Raw genomic sequence first — 4,895 nt, 5'->3', positions numbered from 1 at the left:
CCTGCCTGCCGGCAGTCAGGGGTTTGGTAGGTTTAATATGTTTGGAATGTTTTTATTCCCATGAAATATAAATCCGTTAATTAAACCCCCACTAATTTGAGTGATTTAGTTTTAATGTTGTAAAAACGACTTCAACAGGGTGTCATTTCTCAAGAAATTATTTAGTTGTTCTACCCCAGATTTATTTAAATGGTCCGAGTTGTAAAAATTGTCAATATTATTTCTAATATCTTCTTGATTGGCGTCTATAAAAAGAATTCCCGATTGCGAGCAAATTTTCCCTGTCTCCGTGAACGACCATTCATCATAGGCTACTTTATAAACAGGTGTTTGTATGCAAAGCAATTGAATATTATTATTTAAGCATAACATTTTCAAACCATCCAGAGCATTACGTATTGAATCAATATTTTGTTTTTTAAAGTAAGCATTTTTTATTGTGCTTGTTACGGGCAATTTGGATGTGTCCCATTTTTCATTGTGTATCTCATAGCCAAATTTACTCCAGTTGTCTGCATTGCTTGAGAATAGAGAGGGTCCTAAAATTTTGTATTTGAAAATGGCGTAAAGTGGTATATATTTTTCATAATAATTAAATTGAAAATAATCTACCATTGGCAAGTTTTTTTCCGACGGTAAAAATGCATATTTAGCATAGGCATTTTTATGAACATAATTTTTATTGTTATTGAATGAGCCCTCATTAACAAGTGGATCAAAAGAAAATATGGCAAATTTTGGAGCTTTGTTTCTGGATAAATAATCACTTAATCTAACAAAAGCCATTGATATTTCAGAATGTCCACCCACACCTATATTGACACTTTTGATATTAAAAGTGCTGTCAAAAAATCTTGGATCAAAGTGTACCCAACATCTGGAACTTCCGAGAAAAACCAAATCTGCATTAATATTAGATGCTTGTTCTAAATTGTCGTGTCCCATAATTATTTTACCCTTAATTTTTAATGAAATAAGAGCTTGTAGGGTAGAGACAATCATTATGAGTATGATCGAAAAAAAAGTTAATTTAAAAATGAATTTTTTCATCTAAAGATTAAAATTGAAAATAGATAAATTGTTGAGCGTCTACCGTAAGTGAGTAATAATAAATGATCAAGATTAACACAAAATAAAAAGACCATCTAGTTACTGCAGACCAGGTTTTGCCCAAATGTTGAATTGCAAACAACGACTCACGATTCAGCCATTCGATAAGTATAAACACAATTAGAAAAATAAAGAAAGGAGTAGCCATTCCAATACCAGGAAAATATGGGATTTTGAAAAGTGAAATTTTGAATATATTTCTAATATAGTCTATCGCATGTTGTAAATTATTTGCCCTAAAAAAAATCCAAGCGAAAACAGTTAAACAAAATGTTGTTCCAATTTTGATACATTCTTTGAGTGTCGGTATGTTTTTACCTTGAGCAACAATATCCAAATTGCTTCTATTGGTATTCAAAATGATTGAAGGGATTATATATATGGCATTCAATAACCCCCAAACAATAAAAGTCCAGTTCGCTCCATGCCAAAATCCACTAACGATAAATATGATTAAAGTATTTCTAATCTTCAACCAAGTTCCGCCTTTGCTACCGCCCAATGGGATATATAGATAATCTCTAAACCACGATGAAAGTGAGATGTGCCATCTCCTCCAAAACTCTGCAATGTCTCTAGAAAAATAGGGGAATGCAAAATTTCTTAATAGGTCAATGCCAAATAGTTTCGCCGTTCCTATTGCAATATCTGAATAACCAGAGAAGTCCCCATAAATTTGAAAAGTAAAGAAAATAGCTCCTAGAACCAAAGTACTTCCTGTGTAATCGCTCGATTGATTAAAAATCATATTGGCATATACCGCACATTGGTCTGCAATAACAATCTTTTTAAACAATCCCCACAAAATCTGCCTCATCCCATCAACTGATTTTTCATAATCGAATGTTCTATTTTTTTGGATTTGAGGTAATAAATGGGTAGCTCTCTCTATCGGACCAGCTACTAAAAGTGGGAAAAAACTAACAAAAACTGAATAATCAATGAAACTCTTTTCAGCTTTGATTTTTTGTTTATAAATGTCAATTACATACGATAAGCCATGGAAAGTATAAAAGGAGATTCCAACCGGAAGAATAACTTTCAACGTCCAAGGATTAATATGTAAACCCAAATTGTCAAGTCCTTCCGCGAACGATTGAGCAAAGAAATTATAGTATTTAAAAACACCCAAAAATCCAAGATTCACAGATATGCTTAGCCAAAACCATCTTTTACTTTCAGTTCTGTTTTTTGAGTCGGCTATTTTGATTCCAGTGTAATAATCCAAAAATGTTGAGAAAACGAGAAGGAATAAAAAACGCCAATCCCAGCAAGCATAAAAAAAATAGCTTGCAAACAGGAGTATGATATTTTGTAGCTTATAATTGTTTTTGGCAAGAAACCAATACAGAATAAAAACCAATGGAAGGAAAATCGCAAAACTTATTGAATTAAATAGCATTTATGGATACAATTTTTACTTTGTCTAAAATACAATATTTATGCTTGTTTGCTAGATTGTTATGCAATAAGAAATATCGATAAATTAATGTTTGAGCAAGAAAGTTTTCTTTTCCGACATTCATTTCATTGTTTCCATTCAATTTTTGTTGTAAAATAGGAATATCAATATTATTGTGCTGTAAGATTTCTATAGCTGCTTATTCAATTTTTTATTAATCCATAACCAACATTGTGTTCTTGAAAAAAGAGGGGAGCATATCATTTAATCATGCAAATGCTTGATGATTGTTTTTGCTTGAAAATGTCCGAGTTGATGATCATTTTTTAAAATAGTCAACAACTCTTTTTCATTGTCTGAGGCGATTGATTTTGCGACCTTCATCCACTCATTCAAACTTTTTCCAGTATTGCTTTGAAGATTTTTGATGATGGCTTCTTCCATCTGATCTGGTGTCATTGTCTGCTTTATTTTTTGTAAAAATAATGTAGTGATAAAAACCAAGTTCATTATCCCCACGAAAAAGCCCCCCGAACTTCGAGGGGCTTCAATATCATGAAACAGCCTTATTTCTTCTTGCTGCCTTTCTGTCTACGCTTTCCAAAAATATTACCTTCTTGGAAACCCGGACCTTCTGGCGGTCCAAGATAGGTTTGAGCACAACGGAATCCAACTGTGCTAGAAGACTGATCTTCTTGCATGTAACGGCGAGATCCTGGCGACAACCAATATGCACGATCGTTCCAACTTCCTCCTTTGAAAACCCTAGATTGATCGTTGATCAAAGAAGTAACACCATAACCATATGAAGCACCACTTGTAGAATCACCATCCATAAAGTTGATCACATTGTTACGCTGATAGTTGGTTCTGTTTTTAACTTCTTCATCAGAAATATCTGTTTTCTTCAAACGGCCCATGCTGTCTCTTTCATAAGCACCGCTGCTGTTTTTGTAGTATTTCTGAAACTTATTACCACGGAAATAGTTGAAATCTTGCCCATCACTAGGAGTCATCGGACGATATACGTCACCAACCCACTCACTCACGTTACCACTCATATTGTACAATCCGAATGCATTTGGATAAAACGATTTGATCGGTCCAGGTATAGCAGCACGATCATTCAATCCACCAGCAACACCCATATTGTCTCCACTGGTTCTTTTGAAGTTAGCCATCATCTTTCCTTGCCATGTTCCATGACGAGTATCACGAAGTCCACTCATGTTCTTGCTCCAAGCATAAATCTGTTGGTTTGAACGCAATTCCTCACCACTTGAATTTTCTTTGCGACGTGGAGAAGGGTTTTGATCCAAAAGACCATAAGCTGCATATTCCCACTCTGCTTCAGTTGGTAAACGATATCCCATGTTCAGGATTCCATCTTCCATTTTCACGGTACTTCTTGGCTTGTTGTTTACATCCTTAAGTTCAGATTTCTTTGGCTTTCCTCTGCTAGCAATCAAATCCGGATTCATTAAATAAGTCTCAGTATTGAAGGAACCATCGGCTCCACCACCTTTCAACTCTTTCTTGATCGCATCTTTTTTTAGATATCCTTTTGAAACAAGGTTCAACTCATTCACACGATCTGATCTCCAGATACAAAAATCATGAGCTTGTCTCCAGCTTACACCCACTACAGGGTAGAAGTTGTAAGAAGGATATCGGAAATAATATTCTACATATGGTTCGTTGTACGCAAGTTCTTCGCGCCATACCAAGGTGTCAGGTAAACATTTGTACATGATGCTAGTGTCGCCGCTGAACGTATTCTCTAACCAATACAGGTATTCACGATAGTGAACGTTAGCTACTTCAGTTTCATCAATAAAGAATGATGGTACAGTGATACGACGTGGAACGTTATTCCAGTCGCCCATAACATCTTCTTCTTTAGCACCCATTACAAAAGACCCGCCCTGAACAAATACAAGGCCCGGACCGGCTTTTGGGTACTTAATTTTGGTAACATGGAAATTACCCATGTTCTTGTCGTCGTAGTTCCATCCGGTAACACTTGATTTCTCTTGTTTTTTTCCGAAGATTCCGCAGGAACTCAACGATACCACGGCCAATGCGGCCAGTACGAATACTCTTTTCATGGAGGCAGGTTGTTGCATGTACTTTCTAGTTTGCAGGTTGTTTAACGAAGAATTTGTGGGTATATTGCACACGTAGTGCTCAACCTAAGTGCGAATATATGAACTTTACCCCTTCGAAGTTCAATTTTACCAAATTGTTCACACACTAGTTCAAAAAATAATTCTTTATCCCAAAATAGATAAACCCATCCTTTGACATTATCGACAATAAATTTTCGAATATTCCGTTTTGGTCATTCGTAAATGAGATTAAATTCGATGATTATAAATTCAAA

General features: G+C 35.2%; 4 protein-coding genes. All 4 read right to left on the bottom strand.

Features of this window, described 5'->3' with window-relative positions; translation table 11 throughout:
* Positions 1–111: 111 nt before the first annotated feature.
* Positions 112–945, bottom strand: a complete 834-nt coding sequence (locus ACOYLP_RS10750) for a hypothetical protein (RefSeq protein WP_422856168.1) — start codon at positions 943–945, stop codon at positions 112–114.
* A gap of 112 nt (positions 946–1,057) precedes the next feature.
* A complete protein-coding gene (locus ACOYLP_RS10745; RefSeq protein ID WP_422856167.1) occupies positions 1,058–2,512 on the bottom strand; it encodes an MBOAT family O-acyltransferase in 1,455 nt (484 codons plus the stop codon).
* Between the two features lie 264 nt (positions 2,513–2,776).
* Positions 2,777–2,971: a DUF4287 domain-containing protein gene (locus ACOYLP_RS10740; protein WP_422856166.1), complete on the bottom strand. Its 195-nt coding sequence runs from the start codon at positions 2,969–2,971 to the stop codon at positions 2,777–2,779.
* Between the two features lie 107 nt (positions 2,972–3,078).
* Positions 3,079–4,503 (bottom strand): SUMF1/EgtB/PvdO family nonheme iron enzyme, encoded by a 1,425-nt coding sequence (locus ACOYLP_RS10735; RefSeq protein WP_422856169.1) that lies wholly within the window; start codon positions 4,501–4,503, stop codon positions 3,079–3,081.
* Between the last annotated feature and the right edge of the window lie 392 nt (positions 4,504–4,895).

Source organism: Flavobacterium sp., assembly GCF_049318325.1.
Taxonomy (GTDB): domain Bacteria; phylum Bacteroidota; class Bacteroidia; order Flavobacteriales; family Flavobacteriaceae; genus Flavobacterium.
Note: the sequence above shows the minus strand (reverse complement) of the source record. Positions and strands in the feature narration are given on the sequence as shown.

Excerpts from the sequence above, each read along its gene's own strand:
- ACOYLP_RS10750 (WP_422856168.1), bottom strand. The coding sequence starts at position 945 with ATGGGACACGACAATTTAGAACAAGCATCTAATATTAATGCAGATTTG.
- ACOYLP_RS10745 (WP_422856167.1), bottom strand. The coding sequence starts at position 2,512 with ATGCTATTTAATTCAATAAGTTTTGCGATTTTCCTTCCATTGGTTTTT.
- ACOYLP_RS10740 (WP_422856166.1), bottom strand. The coding sequence starts at position 2,971 with ATGACACCAGATCAGATGGAAGAAGCCATCATCAAAAATCTTCAAAGC.
- ACOYLP_RS10735 (WP_422856169.1), bottom strand. The coding sequence starts at position 4,503 with ATGGGTAATTTCCATGTTACCAAAATTAAGTACCCAAAAGCCGGTCCG.